Here is an 18,796-nt window from a genome sequence, read left to right on the forward strand (position 1 = left end):
TACGATGCCGGTGAAGCAAGGTCGAGGTCGCGAGATCGAAAAGGCGCTGCATTTCGGTGCCGTGGAAACCGAAGGCCGCTGGCGGATAAGCCCGCGACGCTTGGGAGTTGAGTGATAAGTTATCTGTTGTCGTACAACTAGTTTGGAGATTATCATCGTGGCCATGGTTCAGACGACTGCGGGTAATCCCTTGGTGGCTGACGCTCCGGCGGAGGCCGCTTCTTCGGCGCCCTCTTTCGTGGGGCGTCCGCGACAGCGCGCACGCGGCCTCGCGCACGGGCTGGTCGAAGATCTGGGCGAGAAGATCCGCAGCCAGTCGCTGCGGCCGGGCGACAAGCTGCCGACCGAGTCGGCCATCATGCAGGCCTATGGCGTGAGCCGCACCGTGGTGCGCGAGGCGCTGTCGAAGCTGCAGGCCGCGGGGCTGGTCGAGACGCTGCACGGCGTCGGTACCTTCGTGCTGCAGCCGCGTACCGGGGGGGTGTTCCGCCTCGATCCGGGCGAGATCGCCGCATCGGTAGACGTGCTGGCCGTGCTGGAGCTGCGCATCAGCCTGGAGACTGAATCGGCCGGCCTTGCCGCCAGCCGCCGCACCGACGCACAGCTCGTGGCCATGCGCCAGGCGCTCGACGACTTCGAGCGCAACGTGGTGGTGGCGGGCGACACGGTGGGGCCTGACTTCCGCTTCCACCTGCAGATCGCCGAGTCGACCGGCAACCCGTACTTCGCGGACATCATGCGGCACCTGGGCACCACGCTCATCCCGCGCACCCGCATCAGCGCCATCCGCACCCACGAGGGCGGGGCGCCTTACCTGAGCCGCGTCAACCGCGAGCACGAAGAAATCTACGCAGCCATCGCCCGGCGCGACCCCGAGTCGGCGCGCGCCGCCATGCGCATCCACCTGACCAACAGCCGCGAGCGGCTGCGCATGGCGCAGGAGGCGGCGCAGCAGAAGGCGAAGGCCGATGCTGCTGCGGCAGGTGGCGACGCGGTCGTGCCATCGTCCGACGGCGCTTCGTCCCTCTGATATTTTTCTTGTCCCGCTTGCTGGACAACTTATATCTCTGGTTGTACGATGACTGATAACTTGTGCGGCCAGTCGCGCGCAAGGCCGTGACGACCATCGAACAACAGGAGGCAGCATGACCATCAATCGACGCGGCGCACTCGGCGCCGCACTGGCCACGACGCTGGCCGCCAGCCTGCCGGTGCGCTCCTTCGCGCAAGCGGCGGCCGGCGCGCAGGGCGGCACCGGCAACTGGCCCTCGAAGCCGATCCGGATCATCGTTCCGTACCCGCCGGGCGGTTCGTCCGACATCATTGCGCGGGCCATCAGCCAGCCGCTGTCCGAGGCGCTGGGCCAGTCGGTGATCATCGACAACAAGGCAGGCGCCAACGGCAACCTCGGCGCCGACCTGCTGGCCAAGGCGCCGGCCGACGGCTACACGCTGATGCTGTGCGACCTGGGCGCGCTGGCCATCAGCCCGTCGCTGTACCCCAAGCTGCCTTTCGACCCGTCGAAGGACCTGCGCAGCGTCTCGATGCTGGCCTATTCGCCGCACCTGCTGGTGGTGCATCCCTCGGTGCAGGCGAACACGCTGAAGGAACTGGTCGAGCTTTCGAAGAAGAGCGATCTCAACTTCGCCGTGACCGCCAGCGGCAGCACCGCGCACCTCGCGGGCATCGAGCTGCAGCGCCGCATCGGCGCCAAGTGGGAATACGTGCCTTACAAGGGCGGCGTGCAGGCCGTGCTCGACACCGTTTCGGGCCAGACGCAGGTGCTGATGAACGGCATGCTCGCCACCTACCCGCAGGTGCAGGCCGGCAAGCTCAAGCTCATTGCCCTGTCCAAGGCCACGCGCATGCCGCTGATCGGCAGCGTGCCCACCATCGCGGAGCAGGGCGTTCCCGGCTACGAGTCGGGCACCTGGCAGGGCATGGTCGCCGCGCGCGGGGTGCCCGACGCGATCATCAACCGGCTCAACCGCGAGCTGGTGCGCATCATCCGCACCGCCGACATCCGCGCCCGCCTCGCGGGGCAGGGCGCCGAGGTCGTGACCATGACCGCGCCCGAGCAGGACCAGTTCTTCGCCAAGGAGCGCGCGCGCTGGGCGCAGGTCATCAAAGAGGCGAACGTCAGGCTCGATTAGTCATGTCCGCCCCCCGGCTTTTCACTCGCTGCGCTCCGTGTAATTCGCCATCCCCCGAGGGAGAGGCACGGCCCGCCTTGGGTCGGCCCGGCGGCGGCCGCATTGCCTTCCTCATCTCTTTCTTCTTTTCCCAATCTTCACTGGACTCTTCCCGATGAACCCGCAAGAACTCAAGACCATCATGGGCTCCGGCCTGCTCTCGTTCCCGTTGACCGACTTCGACAGCAACGGCGACTTCAACAAGAAGGGCTACCAGCAGCGCCTCGAATGGCTGGCTCCCTACGGCGCGAGCGCGCTGTTCGCGGCCGGCGGCACGGGCGAGTTCTTCTCGCTGACCGGCGACGAGTACCCCGGCATCATCCAGACCGCGGTCGACACCTGCCGCGGCGTGGTGCCGATCATCGCGGGCGCGGGCGGCCCCACGCGCTTCGCCATCCAGTGCGCTCAAGCCGCCGAGAAGGCCGGCGCGCACGGCATCCTGCTGCTGCCGCACTACCTCACCGAAGCCGGCCAGGAAGGCCTGGCCGCGCACGTCGAGGCCGTGTGCAAGAGCGTGAAGTTCGGCGTGATCGTCTACAACCGCGCCACCAGCCGCCTGAAGCCCGACACCCTGGCCGCGCTGGCCGAGCGCAACCCCAACCTCGTCGGCTTCAAGGACGGCGTGGGCGACATCGAGGCGATGGTCGCCATCTACCAGAAGATGGGCGACCGCTTCGCCTACCTGGGCGGCCTGCCCACCGCCGAGGTCTACGCAGCCGCCTACAAGGCGATGGGCACGCCGGTGTATTCGTCGGCCGTCTTCAACTTCATTCCGAAGACCGCCATGGACTTCTACAAGGCCGTCGCCGCCGACGACCTGCCGACCCAGCACCGCCTGCTGAAGAACTTCTTCATGCCCTACCTCGAGCTGCGCAACCGCGTGCCGGGCTACGCGGTGAGCATCGTGAAGGCCGGCGCAAAGATCGTCGGCCACGACGCCGGCCCCGTGCGCGCGCCGCTCACCGACCTGAAGCCCGCCGAGATGGAGCAGCTCAAGGCGCTGATCGACGCGCTCGGGCCGCAGTGAGCCGGGCCATGAGTACGCCCACCGTCACCGGCATGCGCGTGGTTCCCGTCGCGGGCCACGACAGCATGCTGATGAACCTGAGCGGTGCCCACGGCCCGTTCTTCACGCGCAACCTGCTGATCCTGACCGACAGTGCCGGCCATACCGGCGTGGGCGAGGTGCCGGGCGGCGAGAAGATCCGCCAGACGCTGGAAGATGCGCGCGACCTCATCGTCGGCCAGCCCATCGGCCGGCACAACGCGATCCTCAACAGCATGCGCAGCGCCTTCGCCGGGCGCGACAGCGGCGGGCGCGGCCTGCAGACCTTCGACCTGCGCGTGACCATCCATGCGGTCACGGCCGTCGAAGCCGCGCTGCTCGATCTGCTGGGCCAGTTCCTCGAAGTGCCCGTGGCAGCCCTGCTCGGCGAGGGCCAGCAGCGCGACGCGGTGCAGATGCTCGGCTATCTCTTCTACGTGGGCGACCGCAGGAAGACCGACCTGCCCTACGAGAGCGACCCCGGCGCCGACAACGACTGGTTCCGCCTGCGCCACGAGGAGGCGATGACGCCCGAGGCCATCGTGCGCCTGGCCGAGGCCACGCACGCGCGCTACGGCTTCACCGACTTCAAGCTCAAGGGCGGCGTGCTGCGCGGCGAGGAGGAAGTCGAAGCCATCCGCGCGCTGCACGAGCGCTTCCCGCAAGCGCGTGTCACGCTCGACCCGAACGGCGGCTGGCTGCTGCAGGACGCCATCCGCCTGTGCCGCGACCTGCACGGCGTGATGGCCTATGCCGAAGACCCGTGCGGCGCCGAGGGCGTGTTCTCGGGCCGCGAGGTGATGGCCGAGTTCCGCCGCGCCACCGGCCTGCCCACCGCCACCAACATGGTCGCCACCGACTGGCGCGAGATGGTGCACAGCCTTTCGCTGCAGTCGGTCGACATCCCGCTGGCCGATCCGCATTTCTGGACCCTGCAGGGCTCGGTGCGCGTCGCGCAGCTGTGCCAGGCCTGGGGCCTGACCTGGGGCTCGCATTCGAACAACCACTTCGACGTGTCGCTCGCGATGTTCACGCACGTGGCGGCGGCCGCGCCGGGCAAGGTGACGGCCATCGACACGCACTGGATCTGGCAGGACGGCCAGCACCTGACCAAGGCACCGCTGAAGATCGAAGGCGGCTTCGTGAAGGTGCCCACGCGCGGCGGCCTCGGTGTGGAACTCGACATGGACGAAGTCGAGAAGGCGCACCAGCTGTACCTGAAGCACGGCCTGGGCGCGCGCAACGATGCGCAGGCGATGCAGTACCTGATTCCGGGGTGGACCTTCGACAACAAGAAGCCCTGCATGATCAGGTAGAGAATCACGCCCAGGCTTGCCCGCTCCCCGCGGCCGCCAATCCCCCCTTGCTGGGGGCAATACCTGCGGCCCGGCAAGGCTGGTTCCGCGGTATTCCCGAAACGACTGGCGCTTCTTCGAACCGCATTGAAAAAGGACCCAAGATGCAGAACTTCGACAACCTCATCGGCGGCGAATGGCGTGCAGGCGCCGGCTACAGCCCCAACGTCAATCCGAGCAACCTGTCCGACGTGATCGGCCAATACACGCAGGGCGATGCATCGCACGTCGACGCGGCCGTGGCGGCCGCCACCGCCGCCTTCCCGGCCTGGGCGACCGGCAGCGTGCAGGCGCGCTCCGATGCGCTCGACAAGATCGGCAACGAGATCCTCGCGCGCAAGGAAGAGCTGGGCACGCTGCTGGCACGCGAAGAGGGCAAGACCAAGGCCGAGGGCATCGGTGAGGCCGCGCGCGCGGGCTACATCTTCAAGTTCTTCGCGGGCGAGTGCCTGCGCCTGTCGGGCGAGCTGCTGCCCTCGGTGCGCCCGGGCATCGGGGTGGAGATCACGCGTGAGCCGGTCGGCGTGGTCGGCCTCATCACGCCGTGGAACTTCCCGATCGCCATTCCGGCCTGGAAGATCGCGCCCGCGCTGGCATTCGGCAACTGCGTGGTGCTCAAGCCCGCCGACCTGGTGCCGGGCAGCGCCTGGGCCCTGAGCGAGATCATCAGCCGCTCGGGCATTCCGGCCGGCGTGTTCAACCTGGTGATGGGGCGCGGCAGCGTGATCGGCAATGCGCTGGTCAACCACCCCGGCATCCATGCGATCAGCTTCACCGGCTCGGTGGGCGTGGGCCGCAACATCGCGGTGCAGTGCGTCACCAACCACAAGAAGGTGCAGCTCGAGATGGGCGGCAAGAACCCGCAGGTGGTGCTGGACGACGCCGACCTCGCGCAGGCCGTGGAACTCAGCGTGCAGAGCGCCTTCTACTCGACCGGCCAGCGCTGCACCGCGTCGAGCCGGCTCATCGTGACCGAAGGCATCTATCCGAAGTTCATCGCCGCCATGAAGGAGCGCATGGCGAAGATCAAGGTGGGCAACGCGCTCGCGCAGGGCACCGACATGGGCCCGGTCTCGTCGAAGTCGCAGCTCGACCAGGACATGGAGTACGTCGCCATCGGCAAGAGCGAAGGCGCCACGCTGGCGGCCGGCGGCGAGCTGCTGAAGCTGGAGACCGACGGCTACTACATGTCGCCGGCGCTCTTCAGCGAATCGGCCGCGGCCATGCGCATCAACAAGGAAGAGATCTTCGGCCCGGTGGCGAGCGTGATCCGCGTGAAGAACTACGAGGAAGCGCTGGCCACGGCCAACGACACCGAGTTCGGCCTTTCGGCCGGCATCGCCACCACATCGCTGAAGTACGCCACGCACTTCAAGCGCCACAGCCAGGCCGGCATGGTGATGGTCAACCTGCCGACGGCGGGCGTGGACTACCACGTGCCCTTCGGCGGCCGCAAGGGTTCGAGCTACGGTCCGCGCGAGCAGGGACGCTATGCGCAGGAGTTCTTCACCACGGTGAAGACGGCGTACACGCTGGCCTGACCGGTCTCCCCGATCTTCCAGCCCGTCTTCAGGCGGGCGGGAGCGAAGACGGCGGCGCACGCCGGCGTCTTCGCATCAGGTATTCGACCAGCTCGAACACCCCCTCGCTCAGCAACGCCAGCGCCGCCGCAGGCAGCGCGCCTGCCACCAGCAGCTCCCGGTCGTTGAGCGCCAGCCCCGTCACGATGCGCTCGCCAAAGCCACCCGCGCCGATGAAGGCCGCGATGGTGGCGGTGCCGATGGCGATCGCCGTGGCGGTGCGCACGCCCGCCAGCAGCGTGGGCAGCGCGAGCGGCAGCAGCACCAGCCGGAGGCTCTGCGGCGGTGTCATGCCCAGCGCGGTGCCGGCCAGCCGCAGGCCGTTGGGCACCTCGGCCAGGCCCGTCACGGTGTTGCGCATGATCGGCAGCAGCGAGTAGAGGGTGAGCGCGATCAGCGCCGGCAGCGCGCCGATGGCGCCCAGCATCGAGATCAGCACGGCCAGCAGCGCCAGCGAGGGCACGGTCTGCAGCAGGCTGGCGAATCCCAGCACCACCGCGCGCAGCCGCATGTGCGGAAACACCAGGATCGCGACAGGCACGCCGATGAGGATCGCGATGCCCACCGACAGCGCCACCAGCAGCAGGTGCTGCCGTGCGAGCTTCCACAGGTCGGGTCCGAACAACTTGGCCATGAAGCCGCGGCGCGCTTCCCGCGGCTGCGCATTAGCGCCGCCCTTGCCGGTGCTGGCGATGAAGTCGCGCGCGATCGCGTCGAAGGGCACGCCTTGCAGCTCGGCGCGCGCGTTCATCGCGATCATCGCGTGCTCGTCGATCTTGCCTTCCAGCGTCTGCAGCGCGGCCCAGGCCTTGGGCAGGCGCCTGGGCAGGTCGAGCTTGTAGAGCACCACGGCGTCGTAGCGCGGAAAGTACTTTTTGTCGTCCTCCAGCACGCGCAGGCCGAGGTGGTCGATCTTGGCGTCGGTGGTGTAGATGTCGATCACGTCGATCTGCTTCGCGGCCACCGCGTCGTAGGCCAGCCCGTGGTCGAGGCCGGTGGGCGTCTGCGTGAAGCCGTAGCGCCCGGCCAGACCCTTCCAGCCGTCTGCGCGTCCGATGAATTCGTTCGACAGGCCGAACTTCAGCTCGGGGTGCTTCGCCAGGTCGCTCAGCGTGCGCAGGCCCAGCCGGTCGGCATCGGCCGCGCGCACCGCGAGCGCATAGCCGTCGTTGAAGCCCAGCGGAATTGCCACGCCCAGGCCCATCGGCGCGAGCGCGGCGTTCATCGCTTCGCGCGTCTCGGCCGGCGCGCCCTTGAGGATTTCGAGCGCGATGGTGCCGGTGTATTCGGCGTAGAGGTCGATCGCTCCCGAGCGCAGCGCCTCGTAGACGATGGCCGTGTTGCCCAGCCCCTGCCGCACGACGGGCGGCGTGGCCATGTGCGGCGCGGCCGTCTGCGCCAGCAGCTCGGCGAGGATGTACGACTCGGTGAAGCGCTTGGAGCCGACGCGCAGCGTCTCGTCCGCCGCCCGCGCGATGCCGCAGACGGCAAGCCAGGCGAGGGCGAAGAGCAGGGCGGCGCGCAGGAGGCTGCGGGGCAGGTGCATCCGGGCCAGTGTATAGACAAGCTCCCGCTGCGCGTACCCGTCGATCTCCTACAAGCCGTGGCGCGCGGAGCCGATGGGGCCGGTCGCCCAACGGGCTCACAGTGGGCGGCAATGAAGAAAAAGACCCGGAAAAAGACCCAACCCGACAGAGGCGACAACCTCCCCGGCCCCGACGTCCACGGCCTGCGCGAACTGCCCGGCCTGCAGGTCGACGGCTACAGCCTCCAGCTGCGCGACAAGGACGGCTTCGTCGGCGACCAGGCCAGCCAGACGGCATTCCGCGAGCTGCTCGAACGCTGGCGCAAGCGCCGCCGCAGGAAGGGCAAGGACCCGCTGGGCCTCTCGCATTCGCGCGACCTCGCCAAGAAGGAGCTCGACCGCGCGCTGCAGGAGAAGAAGGCGTCCGAAGCCACCGACCTGATGCACGTGGCCATCGAGGAATTTGCGCTGGAGCTTGCTCAGGTGATCCAGCGATTCATGCGCCAGCCTTCATGGAAGCAGGTGCAGCGCATCGTGATCGGTGGCGGCTTTCCGGAGAGCGACGTGGGCGAGCGCGCCATCCTGCAGACCGGCGCCATCCTCGAGGAGATGGGCCTGCACGTGCAGATCGCCCGTCTCTCGCATGACGTGGACGATGGCGGCCTGATCGGCTGGGTGCACCTCGTGCCGCCCGCCATGCTGAAGGGGCACGACGCGATCCTCGCGGTGGACATAGGCGGCACCAACGTGCGCTGCGGCATCGTGAAGACGCGCCACCGCAAGGCGCCCGACTTCTCGCTCGCGAAGGTGGTGCGCCGCGAGAAATGGCGCCACGCGGACGAAGGCCCCAACCGCGCAGGCATGGTCGATCACATCGCCGGCATGCTGGAAGACATGGTGCGCTACAGCGAGCGCAAGAAGATCCGGCTCGCGCCCTTCGTCGGCATCGGCTGCCCGGGCCTCATACGGCCCGACGGCTCCATCGCGCGCGGCGCGCAGAACCTGCCGGGCGACTGGGAAGGGCACGCCTTCCACCTGCCCAGCCAGCTGTGGCGCCGCATGCCGATGATGGGCTCGGGCCCGACGCTGGTGCTGATGCACAACGACGCGGTGGTGCAGGGCCTGAGCGAACTGCCCTTCATGCGCGAGGTGCGGCACTGGGGCGTGCTCACCATCGGCACGGGGCTGGGCAACGCGAGCTTCACCAACAGGGACTGAGCCAGGTCAGAGGTCCTCGGCGCGCAGGCCTTCGATGCGCATGCTGGCGGAACTGCTGGCCACGTTGCCCGCCGCATCCATGGCGCGCACTTCGACGTTCGCCGAGCCGGGCCGCTTCGGCGTCCACGCGCACACGTAAGGCGCCGCGCGCAGCGTGCAGGCGGTCTTGCCGTCGATGATGAACTTCAGCTCGACCACGCCGACGTTGTCGGACGCGCCGGCGGAGAGCCTTGCGGCCACGCCAGCGGGCACGTTCGGGGGCACGGCCAGCGAAACGGCCGGCGGCACGGTGTCTGAAGGCGCGTTGACGATCACGTTGGCCGAAGCCACCGCCGAGTTGCCAGCCGCATCGAGCGCGATCACGCGAATGGTCTGCACGCCGGGCGCGCTCGGCGTCCAGCTGCAGGTATAGGGCGGGGCGGTGAAGGTGCAGATCGGAATGCTGTCGCGGCCCATCACCTTCACGCCGACGATGGCCACGTTGTCGACCACCGCGGGCGCGATGACGGTGAGCTGCCCCATGGTGGCCATCGAAGGCGCCGCCACCGATACCGAGGGCGGCGTCGCGTCGGGGCTGCCGAGCGCGAGGTCGATGGTGAACATCGGCTGTCCGTGCACCGCTTTCTGCTCGAACGCATCGAAGATGGTGAACCAGGTCGCGCCGGGCGCACGGTTGGCCGCGCGCGCCTTCACCAGCAGCGTGGTCTTGCCGACGGCGAAGCAGCTGAAGCCGCAGTCCCAGTCGAACTGGTAGCGGCCCGAGGCGTCGGCCACGCCGGTCGACAGCATCACCAGCGGTTTGCCGAGGCCGGGGTTGCGCCACACCGACACCTGCGCGCCGGGCAGGACGGCGCCGGTGTCGCGATCGGTGATTCGCACCTGCGTGGCGGTGGTGCCCGCCATGAACTTCGAGCTGCCGAGCTTGGGCCAGTCGGTCCAGTCGGTATTGATGTTGGCCCGGGTGCCTTCAGTGAAGCGGATCATCTCCAGCGTTGCCACGCGGTTGGCGGCCGGGTCGCGGCGCTGCTCGAAGACCGTGCCCAGCAGCGGGTCGAGCCGCCAGTGCTGGCGGCTCCACCAGTAGCGGTCGCTGTCGCTGGCCAATGCGAGGTCGGCAATGGGCGCGACGCCGGTGGTGTCGGCCACGGCGACGCTGTTGTAGTACTCGCCCGAGCCCGCGCCGAACACATGCTCCAGCTCGTGCAGCAGGGTCTTGAGCTGGCGGGCGAGGTAGTCCTTCTCGGTGGACTCGGGCGCGCCGGGCGTGGGCGCGCGCGTCAGGCGCAGCGGGTCGTGGATGGCGATCCAGTTCAGGTTCCAGGTCACGCCCTTCTGCGGAAAGGTCCAGCTCGTGGAAAGCCCGCCGTGGCTGTAGCCGCGGGTGGACTTCGACACGCACACCACCACCTCGCCATTGACCAGCCCGTTGTAGCTGCACTGCGGCGCGTTGGCGGGCGCGGTCAGCTGAAGGTCGGCGGCCGGGTCGAAGGAGAAGCTGCGCACCGTCTCGCGCGTGAACACGGTGTTGACGTCGGCCACGTACTGCGCGAGACGGCGGGCCGCTTCGGCGGGACCGATGTCGGTGGCCAGCTCGGGGTCGACGATGAATTTCAGGCGGTGGGTGCTTGGCGCGGCCCGGCCGATCTCGTCCATGGCGGCGAAGGCGGTCGACGGGATTCCGGACAGTGCGAAAAGCGTTGTCGTCAGCATCAGCGCCGATTTCGCCAGACTTGCCAGATTCGCCAGGGTACGCAGCGAGAAGAAAGCTCGCATCGGTTTTCCCCAGGAGTGGGGCGGAAGACTCCAACGAACGGCGCCCTGGCCGGCCCCGCGAGAGGCCGTGCCCGGGCGGGCTACCCCGCCAGGCAGGGGGTGCCGGGAGATCCGTCAGCGTCCGTCCGGGGTGAGCCGGCGGGGCTGGAAGGTTTGTCAATCCCCGAAACCGGTGGGTATTTTAGTGTGCTTGTTCAATTGGTTTCATATTTGTTGCATTTGTACATCCTGGATTACAGACCCACTCCTGCATTTGGGCGCCTGGGGTGAATCGGCATTCGGACGGGGCCAATCCGCAGGCAAGGGCGAATGCCGGGCGCATTGCGGTGCTGCGCTTCGCTCGCGCAGCCGAGCTGCTTGGCGCTCACCGCGCCTTGCGTCCTAGAGCTGGAAGGCAACAGTCAGCAGCAGCCCCTCGGCCACGTCGCGCAGCAGGCCTGGTCGCCGCGCGCGGTAGGGCTCGCCGGCCGAGGCGGTGGTCTCGATCCACTCGGCGAGCCATTCGATGTCTTCGTGGCCGTAGAACACCACGGCCGCCTCGTGGTTCAGCAGCAGGCTGCGCAGGTCGAGGTTGATCGATCCGCACATGGCGAGTTCATCGTCGACCACCACCGCCTTGGCGTGTGCCATGAAGGGCAGCATGCGAAAGCTCACGCCCGCGCGCGCCAGGTCGCGCATGGCGCGTGCGCGCACGAAGTCGGCCAGCCGGTGGTTCGAGCGGGCAGGCATCGCGATGGTCACCTGCACGCCCCGGCGCGCGGCCAGTCGCAGGGCATCGCGCAGGCCGTCGCCGGGCACGAAGTAGGGCGTGATGGCGAGGATGCGGTGCTCGGCGCGGAAGCAGGCGTCGATCAGCAGCGCATGCGCCGTGTCCTCCGTCTGGTCGGGGCCGCTCGGCAGGAACTGGGCCATGGCCGTGCCCGGGCCTTCCGCATCGGGCGCGGTGATGGCGCGGGCCTTGCGGCTTCGCACCGAGGCCCAGTCGTGGTCGAACTGGCGTGCCGCCGCGGCCGCCACGCTGCCGCGCAGGTCGAAGGAAAGATCGCGCCAGGCCTGTGGGTGCTTGTCGTTGCCGGTGAAGTATTCGCCGGCGAGGTTGCGTCCGCCCGACCACAGCCAGCGGTCGTCGGCGATGGTGAACTTGCGGTGGTTGCGCAGGTTGCGCGGGCCGATGCGGCGCAGGCTGAAGAAGGGGCGGAACACCGCCACCTCGCCGCTCGCCGCGCGCAGCCGGTCGAAGTGATGGCGCGGCAGCGACAGCGCGCCGAAGCCGTCGAGCAGCACCCGCACCTTGATGCCCTCGCGCGCCCGCTGGGCGAGCCGCTCCAGCACCGCGTGGCCCAGCGGGTCGTCGCCGATGATGAAGGTGCACACGTCGATGCGCTCGCGCGCGCCGTCGATCACCTCCCACAGCGCCTCGCGCGCGGCCTCGCCGTCGGCGTGCATGCGGATCGCGCAGCGCCCCGGCGGCGCGAGGCCGAAGCTCTCGATCAGGTCGGCGGCCCAGTGGCCCGGCGGCACCGAGCGCGGCGGCCGGGGCGAACCCGCCGGGCGCAGCTTGCGCTGGCCGAACAGCAGGTACATCGGCAGGATGAAATAGGGCATCAGCACCAGCCCCATGACCCAGGCGATGGCGGTGGTGGGGGCGCGCTGCTCGCGGCGCGCTCGCGTGGTCAGCACGTAGACCAGCAGTGCGAAAGTGACGACGAGAAAGTGCTGCGAGGGAGAAGGCAGCCAGTCGAACTCTTTGGACGGCATGAACCGATGATGCCTGAGCGCCCGGCGCGTCGCCTTCAGTGGCCCTTCAGCGTTGCAGGAAGGAGGGCACGCCGCGTCCCTGCGAGGCGAGGAAACGCATCATCGGATGGACCGACGCGCGCACCGCGGGCCGGTCGCCCACGCGCGTGCGCCAAGCGAGCAGGCGCGGCGTGGCGTCGGTCATGCCCGCGCCCTTGCGGTCCGCGAAGATGCAGGCCATGTAAAAGGCGATGTCGGCGAAGGAATAAGGGCCGGCCAGGTACTCGCGCGTGGCGAGCAGGCTTTCCATCTCTTCGTAGAAGCGCGCGCAGCCGGCGCAGGCCGCGATCGCGGGAGCGCTCTGCATGGCTTCCTGCAGGCCGAAGAGCTTGATGACGTTCGGGAAGAAGACCTCGTCGGACTTCTGCTCCAGCTGCCGCGCGCGGGCCCGCTCGGCAATGCCTTCGGGCCACAGCGCGGGGCTGGGATAGCGGTCTTCCAGGTACTCGAAGATCTGCGTCGAGTCGAAGAGCGAGACCTCGTCGTCGACCAGCACCGGCACCTGCTGCTTGACCGGGTTGACCCGAAGCACCTCGGGGTGCTTGGGCTCGTAGAAGTCGCCTTCGATGAAGGGCACCATGACCAGTTCGAAGGGCACGCCTTTCTCGCGTGCCGCGATCTCGACCTTGGCGCCGAACATGCTGAGGGGGCCTGAGTAGATGTGAGTCGTCATAGGCCCTGACTTCAACAGAAAGCGGGCGTCAGGTCGAGCCCCAGACCTCCTGCGCGGTCTCGACCACCAGGCGCAGCTTGTTGCGCTGCGCTTCCACCGCGATGTTGTTGCCGTGCACGGTGCTGGAGAAGCCGCACTGCGGCGACAGCGCGAGCTGGTCGAGCGAGGCGTACCTGGCGGCGTCCTCGATCCGGCGCTTGAGTTCGTCCTTGTCTTCCATCTGGCCGAACTTGGTGGTCACCAGGCCGAGCACCACGGTCTTGCCCTTGGGCAGGTAGCGCAGCGGCTTGAAGTCGCCCGAGCGGGCGTCGTCGTATTCCATGAAGTAGGCGTCGAGGTCCATCTCCTTGAGCAGTGCCTCGGCCACGGGCTCGTAGTTGCCGGCGGCGGCGTGCGTGCTCTTGAAGTTGCCGCGGCACAGGTGCATGGCCAGCAGCATGCCTGGCGGCTTCTGCGCGACCACCTTGTTGATGAAGGCGGCGTAGCGGTGCGGCAGTTCGTTCGGGTCGTCGCCGCGCTTGCGGGCGGCTTCGCGCATGTGCTCGTCGCACAGGTAGGCGAGGTTGGTGTCGTCCATCTGCACGTAGGTGCAGCCGGCGGCGGCCAGCGAGCGCAGCTCGTCGCCGTAGGCCTTTGCCACGTCGTCGTAGAACGCCGGGTCGAGCTCGGGGTAGGCGTCCTTGCTGATGCCGGCGCGCCCGCCGCGGAAGTGCAGCATGGTCGGCGAGGGGATCGTCACCTTCGGCGTGCGGCCTGCCGAGACCTGGCTCTTGAGGTACTGGAAGTCGGCGAGCTGGATGTCCTTGACGTGGCGGACCTTGTCGATCACGCGCATCGCGGGCGGCGCCAGTTCTTCGGTGCCGTCGGGCTTGCGGATGGTGACCGGAATGTCGGTCTTCACGCCGCCGAGTTGGTCGAGGAAGTCGATGTGGAAATAGGTGCGGCGGAATTCGCCGTCGGTGATGCTCTTCAGCCCGATGTCTTCCTGGAACCTGACGATCTCGGTGATCGCCTTGTCCTCGACGAGGCGAAGCTGCTCGGGCGTGATCTCGCCCTTGGCCTTCTGCTCGCGGGCTTCGAGCAGGTACTTGGGACGCAGGAAACTGCCCACGTGGTCGTAGCGGGCGGGCAATGCGGCGTGCTGTGTCATGGATGGCTCCGTCGTGATCTTGAGGGGGAACGAACGGAACATCGTATCGCCTGCGAAATGTCTATCGCTGTATACATCGATCTCGGTGTTTACCCTTGAATTCGGCAAAAAGACTGGAAAGTTTCGCATTTCTGTATACATTGAGTATTCATGAAAACGCCCACGCCTGCCTTCCCCCTGAACGCCTGGTATGCCGCCGCCTATGACGTCGAAGTGCGACACGCGCTGCTGCCACGCACCATCTGCAACCAGAAAGTGGTGCTGTTCCGTCGTGCCGACGGGCAAGTCGCCGTGCTGGAGGACGCCTGCTGGCACCGGCTGATGCCGCTGTCGCTCGGCCGCCTCGAAGGCGACGAGGTGGTGTGCGGCTACCACGGCCTCGTGTACAACAGCCAGGGCCGCTGCACCCACATGCCGAGCCAGGAAACGCTCAACCCGTCGGCCTGCGTGCGCAGCTTCCCGGTGGTCGAGAAGCACCGCTTCGTGTGGATCTGGCCCGGCGACCCGGCCAAGGCCGATCCGGCGCTGGTCCCCGACATGCACTGGAACGACGACCCCGCCTGGGCCGGCGACGGCAAGATGATCCGCGTCAACTGCGACTACCGCCTCGTGGTCGACAACCTCATGGACCTCACGCACGAGACCTTCGTGCACGGCTCCTCCATCGGCAACCGCGAAGTGGCCGAGGCGCCCTTCGTGGCCACGCACGGCGACCGCTCCGCCACCGTTACGCGCTGGATGGAGAACATCGACCCGCCGCCGTTCTGGGGCGGCCAGATCCGCCATGCGCGCGGCTACACCGGCAAGGTCGACCGCTGGCAGATCATCCGCTTCGAAGGCCCCTGCACCGTGAACATCGACGTGGGCGTGGCCGAGGCCGGCAGCGGCGCGGTGCCGAAGAACGGCGATGCGGGCGACCGCAGCAAGGGCGTCAACGGCTACGTGCTCAACACCATCACGCCCGAGACCGACAAGACCTGCCTGTACTTCTGGGCCTTTTCGCGCAACTACTGCCTGGGCGAGCAGCGCCTCACGCACGAACTGCGCGAGGGCGTCGCCGGCATCTTCCGCGAGGACGAGCTCGTGCTCGAGGCTCAGCAGAAGGCGATGGACGAGCACCCCGACCACCAGTTCTACAACCTCAACATCGACGCTGGCTCGATGTGGGCCCGCAGGCTCATCGACCGCATGATCGAGAAGGAAAGGCCCGTGCGCGCGCCGATTCCGATCCACCCGGTGGAAGAGCAGGCCGCATGAAGGTCGCGGCCGTCTCCAACGCCGCCGCCGAGCCCGGTGACAGCGGCGGTTCGCAGGCCGTGAAGGCGCAGCTGCGGCTGCGAGAGATGATCCTCGCGGGCGAGCTGCCCGGCGGCGCGCGCATCGCCGAGGTGGCGGTCTCCGAGCAGCTGGGCGTGTCGCGCACCCCGGTGCGCACCGCGCTGATGAGGCTCGAGCAGGAGGGCCTGCTCGAGGCGCTGCCCAACGGCGGCTATGCGGTGCGCACCTTCTCCGAGCGCGACGTGGCCGATGCCATCGAGCTGCGCGGCACGCTCGAAGGCCTGGTGGCCCGGCTCGCGGCCGAGCGCGGCGCGGCGCCGGTGGTGCTGCGCGAGGCGCGCGCCTGCCTGCAGCGCATCGACGAATTGCTGCGCGAGCCCGCGCTCGACGATGCCGCCTTCTCGCGCTACGTGACGCACAACGAGCGCTTCCACGCGCTGCTGTGCGAGATGGCGGGCAGCCCCGTCATCGCGCAGCAGCTGGAGCGCGTGATCAACCTGCCGTTCGCCTCGCCCTCGGGCTTCGTCGTGGTGCAGGCCAATTCGCCTGCCGCGCGCGACATGCTGGTGGTCGCGCAGGACCAGCACGTGCAGGTGCTCGACGCCATCGAGTCCGGCGAGGGCTCGCGCGCCGAGGCGCTGATGCGCGAGCACAGCCGCATCGCGCGGCGCAACCTGCGCGAAGCGTTGCACGGCACGCCAACCGCCGAACAGCGTCCGCTGCCGGGCGTGCAGCTGATCCGCCGGCGCAGCTGATTTCCCTTTACCCCTTCCTCTTGTTCTCCCGATGAAAAGCGATCTTCAATGGATGCAGGCGCAAGTCGTCGCGCTGCGCGACGTGACGCCCACCGTGCGCGAATTCGAACTGCGCCCCGAGAGCGGCTTTGCTTCCAGCCATGAACCCGGCGCCCATCTGCAGGTGCAGGTGCTCACCGCCCAGGGCAAGGTGCAGACCCGTTCCTACTCGCTGGTCGGCGAGGGCGACGGCCGCTGCTGGCGCATCGCCGTCAAGCGCCTCGACGACGGCCGTGGAGGCTCGCTCGCGATGTGGCGGCTCGCGGTGGGCGACCGCCTGCAGGTGAGCGCGCCGCAGAACCACTTTCCGCTCGATCTCTCGGCGCCCGGCTACCTGCTGGTGGCCGGCGGCATCGGCATCACGCCGCTGGTGCTGATGGCGCAACGGCTGGCCGCGCATGCGAAGCGCACCGGCGTGCCGGTGAAGATGCTCTACGGGGCGCGCAACGCGCATGAACTGGGCTACCTCTCGCATCTGCGCGAGGCGCTTGGCGAAGACGGCGTCGAAGCGCACGAGGGCGCAGCCCCCATCGACTTTGCGGCCGCCATCGCCGCGCTGCCGCCCGGCGGCCAGCTCTACACCTGCGGCCCGGTGCCGATGCTCGAAGCCCTCAAGCGCGCCTGGCAGGCGGCGGGCCGCCCCATCGCGGACCTGCGCTTCGAGACCTTCGGCAGCAGCGGCCGGCTGGCCACGCAGCCTTTCCAGGTGCGCATTCCGCGGCATGACCTGTCCATCACCGTGCCCGCCGACTGCACGCTGCTCGAGGCGCTCGACGCGGCCGGGGTGCAGACGCTCTCGGACTGCAGGCGCGGCGAATGCGGCCTGTGCGCCATGGACGTGATCGCCGTAGACGGCGAAGTCGATCACCGCGACGTGTTCCTCAGCGAGCACGAGAAGAAGGCAGCCACACGCATCTGCGCCTGCGTGTCGCGCGCCGTGGGCACGCTCACGCTCGATTCCGCCTACCGCCCCGACGTCTGACGCAAGCGGCCCCTGACGGGCCCAGGACTGCTCTGCGCGATGATCGCGCAGTTCATTTGTCAATCGCGCAACAAAGGTCGACGCCCATGGCCGGATAGGTGATTGCCTGCTGCGCCGGATGTTGCAAAGTGTTGAAAATAGCCCGGTTCGCATTCCGCCCTTCAAAGGAAAAATCATGCAAAGACGCCATCTCATCCAGACCGCCGCCCTGTCGGCTCTTGCGCTTTCGATGTCGCTGGCCAGTGCCCAGGACAACAAGTTCAAGATCGGCCTGATCCTGCCGATGACGGGCCAGTCGGCCTCCACCGGCCGCCAGATCGAAGCCGCCGCGCGCCTGTACATGGCCCAGAACGGCGACACCGTGGCCGGCAAGAAGGTCGAGCTGATCGTCAAGGACGACACCGGCCTGCCCGACGTCACCAAGCGCCTGGCGCAGGAACTGGTGGTGAACGACAAGGTCAACGTGCTGGCCGGTTTCGGCCTGACGCCCCTTGCACTCGCCGTGGCGCCCATCGCCACCCAGTCGAAGACGCCCGAAGTCGTGATGGCCGCCGCCACGTCGAGCATCACCGAGGCATCGCCCTACATCATCCGTTCGAGCTTCACGCTGCCGCAGGTGTCGGTGGCCATGGGCGACTGGGCTCCGAAGAACGGCGTGAAGACGGTGGTGACGCTGGTGGCCGACTACGGCCCCGGCAACGACGCGGAGAAGTTCTTCACCGAGCGCTTCCAGCTCAACGGCGGCAAGGTGCTCGACAAGCTGCGCGTGCCGCTGCGCAACCCCGACTTCGCTCCCTTCCTGCAGAAGGTGCGCGACGTGAAGCCCGACGCGCTCTTCGTCTTCGTGCCCTCGGGCGCCGGCGCGGCCGTGATGAAGCAGTTCCTGGAGCGCGGCATGGACAAGGCCGGCATCCGCATGATCGCCACCGGCGACGTGACCGACGACGACCAGCTCAACGACATGGGCGACGGCGCGCTGGGCGTGGTCACCTCGCACCACTACTCGGCCGCGCACCCCTCGGCGCTGAACAAGAAGTTCGTCGAGGCCTTCGAGAAGGCCAACCCGAAGATGCGCCCCAACTTCATGGCCGTGGGCGGCTATGACGGCATGCGCGTCATCTATGAAGCGCTCAAGGCCACCAAGGGCCAGGGCGGCGGCGAGGCGCTGCTGGCCGCCATGAAGGGCCAGGTCTTCGAGAGCCCGCGCGGCCAGGTGCTGATCGATGCGCAGACGCGCGACATCGTGCAGGACGTGTACCTGCGCAAGGTCGAGAAGAAGGACGGCCAGCTCTACAACGTCGAGTTCGACGTGATCAAGAGCGTCAAAGACCCGGGTAAGGCGAAGTAATTTCGTTCTTGCTCCGGATGCCTTGTCCGGGGCGCGATCACGCCGACGGCGTGCTTCTTTTCACGAATGTCCCCGGCCTGCGGCCT

At 68.2% G+C, this 18,796-nt stretch carries 15 protein-coding genes; 10 read left to right on the forward strand and 5 right to left on the reverse strand.

The features are described 5' to 3' along the window. Positions 1–163 precede the first annotated feature (163 nt). From QMO14_RS15320 to QMO14_RS15340, 5 genes are all read left to right on the forward strand, one after another. Positions 164–1,030 carry a FadR/GntR family transcriptional regulator gene (locus QMO14_RS15320; protein ID WP_301508080.1) on the forward strand — a complete coding sequence of 289 codons (867 nt, stop codon included), beginning with the start codon at positions 164–166 and terminating at the stop codon, positions 1,028–1,030. A gap of 115 nt (positions 1,031–1,145) precedes the next feature. Next, a complete protein-coding gene (locus tag QMO14_RS15325; protein WP_301508081.1) occupies positions 1,146–2,153 on the forward strand; it encodes a tripartite tricarboxylate transporter substrate binding protein in 1,008 nt (335 codons plus the stop codon). A gap of 154 nt (positions 2,154–2,307) precedes the next feature. Then, positions 2,308–3,219 carry a 5-dehydro-4-deoxyglucarate dehydratase gene (gene kdgD, locus QMO14_RS15330; RefSeq protein WP_301508083.1) on the forward strand — a complete coding sequence of 304 codons (912 nt, stop codon included), beginning with the start codon at positions 2,308–2,310 and terminating at the stop codon, positions 3,217–3,219. Positions 3,220–3,227: 8 nt separating this feature from the next. After that, positions 3,228–4,553, forward strand: coding sequence for a glucarate dehydratase (gene gudD, locus QMO14_RS15335; RefSeq protein ID WP_301508084.1), 1,326 nt, complete (start codon positions 3,228–3,230; stop codon positions 4,551–4,553). Between the two features lie 143 nt (positions 4,554–4,696). Beyond that, a complete protein-coding gene (locus QMO14_RS15340) occupies positions 4,697–6,133 on the forward strand; it encodes an aldehyde dehydrogenase family protein (protein WP_301508085.1) in 1,437 nt (478 codons plus the stop codon). Between the two features lie 28 nt (positions 6,134–6,161). Here QMO14_RS15340 and QMO14_RS15345 read toward each other — a convergent pair whose 3' ends face one another. Then, positions 6,162–7,718: a glycine betaine ABC transporter substrate-binding protein gene (locus QMO14_RS15345; protein ID WP_301508086.1), complete on the reverse strand. Its 1,557-nt coding sequence runs from the start codon at positions 7,716–7,718 to the stop codon at positions 6,162–6,164. Between the two features lie 111 nt (positions 7,719–7,829). Between QMO14_RS15345 and QMO14_RS15350 the strand changes: the two genes are divergently transcribed. Continuing rightward, entirely contained in the window at positions 7,830–8,915 is a 1,086-nt protein-coding gene (locus tag QMO14_RS15350) for an ROK family protein (protein ID WP_301508087.1), read from the forward strand. Between the two features lie 6 nt (positions 8,916–8,921). Here QMO14_RS15350 and QMO14_RS15355 read toward each other — a convergent pair whose 3' ends face one another. From QMO14_RS15355 to QMO14_RS15370, 4 genes are all read right to left on the reverse strand, one after another. Further along, on the reverse strand, positions 8,922–10,688 hold the full coding sequence (locus tag QMO14_RS15355; RefSeq protein ID WP_301508088.1) for an Ig-like domain-containing protein: 1,767 nt from the start codon (positions 10,686–10,688) through the stop codon (positions 8,922–8,924). 381 nt (positions 10,689–11,069) lie between these two features. Beyond that, the gene (locus QMO14_RS15360) at positions 11,070–12,446 is read right to left on the reverse strand and encodes a phospholipase D-like domain-containing protein (protein ID WP_301508089.1); all 1,377 of its coding nucleotides are present in this window, start codon (positions 12,444–12,446) and stop codon (positions 11,070–11,072) included. Positions 12,447–12,492: 46 nt separating this feature from the next. Continuing rightward, positions 12,493–13,158, reverse strand: a complete 666-nt coding sequence (locus QMO14_RS15365) for a glutathione S-transferase family protein (RefSeq protein WP_301508090.1) — start codon at positions 13,156–13,158, stop codon at positions 12,493–12,495. Positions 13,159–13,186: 28 nt separating this feature from the next. Beyond that, positions 13,187–14,308 carry a 5-methyltetrahydropteroyltriglutamate--homocysteine S-methyltransferase gene (locus tag QMO14_RS15370; protein ID WP_301508091.1) on the reverse strand — a complete coding sequence of 374 codons (1,122 nt, stop codon included), beginning with the start codon at positions 14,306–14,308 and terminating at the stop codon, positions 13,187–13,189. A gap of 150 nt (positions 14,309–14,458) precedes the next feature. Between QMO14_RS15370 and QMO14_RS15375 the strand changes: the two genes are divergently transcribed. The 4 genes from QMO14_RS15375 to QMO14_RS15390 all read left to right on the forward strand — a co-directional run bounded on the left by QMO14_RS15375 (position 14,459) and on the right by QMO14_RS15390 (position 18,710). After that, entirely contained in the window at positions 14,459–15,565 is a 1,107-nt protein-coding gene (locus tag QMO14_RS15375) for an aromatic ring-hydroxylating dioxygenase subunit alpha (RefSeq protein ID WP_301508092.1), read from the forward strand. Continuing rightward, positions 15,562–16,341 (forward strand): GntR family transcriptional regulator, encoded by a 780-nt coding sequence (locus tag QMO14_RS15380; protein WP_301508093.1) that lies wholly within the window; start codon positions 15,562–15,564, stop codon positions 16,339–16,341. The genes QMO14_RS15375 and QMO14_RS15380 overlap by 4 nt, the downstream gene beginning before the upstream one ends. Before the next feature lie 31 nt (positions 16,342–16,372). After that, the gene (locus tag QMO14_RS15385) at positions 16,373–17,362 is read left to right on the forward strand and encodes a PDR/VanB family oxidoreductase (RefSeq protein WP_301508094.1); all 990 of its coding nucleotides are present in this window, start codon (positions 16,373–16,375) and stop codon (positions 17,360–17,362) included. 175 nt (positions 17,363–17,537) lie between these two features. Beyond that, the gene (locus QMO14_RS15390; protein ID WP_301508095.1) at positions 17,538–18,710 is read left to right on the forward strand and encodes an ABC transporter substrate-binding protein; all 1,173 of its coding nucleotides are present in this window, start codon (positions 17,538–17,540) and stop codon (positions 18,708–18,710) included. Positions 18,711–18,796: the final 86 nt, after the last annotated feature.

Origin of the sequence: Variovorax sp. CAN15, from assembly GCF_030462475.1 — a bacterium.
Taxonomy (GTDB): domain Bacteria; phylum Pseudomonadota; class Gammaproteobacteria; order Burkholderiales; family Burkholderiaceae_C; genus Variovorax.

Excerpts from the sequence above, each read along its gene's own strand:
- QMO14_RS15320 (WP_301508080.1), top strand. The coding sequence starts at position 164 with ATGGTTCAGACGACTGCGGGTAATCCCTTGGTGGCTGACGCTCCGGCG.
- QMO14_RS15325 (WP_301508081.1), top strand. The coding sequence starts at position 1,146 with ATGACCATCAATCGACGCGGCGCACTCGGCGCCGCACTGGCCACGACG.
- kdgD (WP_301508083.1), top strand. The coding sequence starts at position 2,308 with ATGAACCCGCAAGAACTCAAGACCATCATGGGCTCCGGCCTGCTCTCG.
- gudD (WP_301508084.1), top strand. The coding sequence starts at position 3,228 with ATGAGTACGCCCACCGTCACCGGCATGCGCGTGGTTCCCGTCGCGGGC.
- QMO14_RS15340 (WP_301508085.1), top strand. The coding sequence starts at position 4,697 with ATGCAGAACTTCGACAACCTCATCGGCGGCGAATGGCGTGCAGGCGCC.
- QMO14_RS15345 (WP_301508086.1), bottom strand. The coding sequence starts at position 7,718 with ATGCACCTGCCCCGCAGCCTCCTGCGCGCCGCCCTGCTCTTCGCCCTC.
- QMO14_RS15350 (WP_301508087.1), top strand. The coding sequence starts at position 7,830 with ATGAAGAAAAAGACCCGGAAAAAGACCCAACCCGACAGAGGCGACAAC.
- QMO14_RS15355 (WP_301508088.1), bottom strand. The coding sequence starts at position 10,688 with ATGCGAGCTTTCTTCTCGCTGCGTACCCTGGCGAATCTGGCAAGTCTG.
- QMO14_RS15360 (WP_301508089.1), bottom strand. The coding sequence starts at position 12,446 with ATGCCGTCCAAAGAGTTCGACTGGCTGCCTTCTCCCTCGCAGCACTTT.
- QMO14_RS15365 (WP_301508090.1), bottom strand. The coding sequence starts at position 13,158 with ATGACGACTCACATCTACTCAGGCCCCCTCAGCATGTTCGGCGCCAAG.
- QMO14_RS15370 (WP_301508091.1), bottom strand. The coding sequence starts at position 14,308 with ATGACACAGCACGCCGCATTGCCCGCCCGCTACGACCACGTGGGCAGT.
- QMO14_RS15375 (WP_301508092.1), top strand. The coding sequence starts at position 14,459 with ATGAAAACGCCCACGCCTGCCTTCCCCCTGAACGCCTGGTATGCCGCC.
- QMO14_RS15380 (WP_301508093.1), top strand. The coding sequence starts at position 15,562 with ATGAAGGTCGCGGCCGTCTCCAACGCCGCCGCCGAGCCCGGTGACAGC.
- QMO14_RS15385 (WP_301508094.1), top strand. The coding sequence starts at position 16,373 with ATGAAAAGCGATCTTCAATGGATGCAGGCGCAAGTCGTCGCGCTGCGC.
- QMO14_RS15390 (WP_301508095.1), top strand. The coding sequence starts at position 17,538 with ATGCAAAGACGCCATCTCATCCAGACCGCCGCCCTGTCGGCTCTTGCG.